Origin of the sequence: Rhodococcus sp. KB6, assembly GCF_001445685.1 — a bacterium.
Lineage (GTDB): Bacteria > Actinomycetota > Actinomycetes > Mycobacteriales > Mycobacteriaceae > Rhodococcus_F > Rhodococcus_F qingshengii.
This window is the reverse complement of the sequence record NZ_LNAK01000085.1, coordinates 1-737: the sequence shown is the minus strand read 5'-3', so window position 1 is coordinate 737 and position 737 is coordinate 1. Positions and strand designations below refer to the sequence as shown.

At 62.0% G+C, this 737-nt stretch carries 1 protein-coding gene; it reads left to right on the top strand.

Features of this window, described 5'->3' with window-relative positions; all coding sequences use genetic code 11:
• Positions 1 to 371, top strand: a 371-nt coding sequence (locus ASU23_RS12260; protein ID WP_253741322.1) for a hypothetical protein, incomplete at its 5' end; no start/stop codon positions are given.
• Positions 372 to 737 lie beyond the last annotated feature (366 nt).

Genomic DNA, 737 nt, shown 5'->3' with positions numbered 1-737 from the left:
TAACCCAAATCAGAAAGCGGGTGGGGAAAAACAACTGGCCGCCACCGGGGAGAACCCGTGGCCACCAGCGGGGAGAACTACTGGCCGCCTACGGGGAGAACTTCGTGGCCATTGACACCACGCTCGCCGCACGAGCCAGGGAAGCTGCCGCCGCGCCGCGAAACGCGGCCGAAAAGGAACAGCAGGACAGATCCGAAACTCAAGGTGACGAAGACAGTGGTCGACTGATCGTGATGCTCGACGAATACCCCGCGTGTGCTCCTGCTGCGTATCCGAGCGAGGTGGCCTCGAATTTCTCCCGCAGAGTCAGCCTTTCGTCCGTCGCACCTAACGCCGCCGAATTGATGTGGCCGTCAGCGGAGACGAAATGATGATGAGGCGCAAGGTCGCCACGTGTGTTGCCGCAGCGGGGCTTATGGCCGCGGTCTCGGGGTGCGCAGCGGTTGCTCAGGGAGGCCCCTGGACGGGAATGGAGACGAGTGCACCTGCTGCACCTCTCGTGGTCGCAGACGTGGCCGACGAGTCGACACCTCGCCTCGACGAATTGCTCGGATCGGTGACTGTCGTCGACAAGTTGCCGAACATCCCTGGTTACGAAAGAGGTTGCGGCACAGGCGAAGCCCCGTTGACTGAACTAAATGCTGAACGGTGCAGGTCTGAAGGGGTGGGGTCGATGTGGGTCGGTAGCTTGCGGACATGAGCGAAGGGGAAAGTCCGAGAGATCTGTCGGGGCTGGT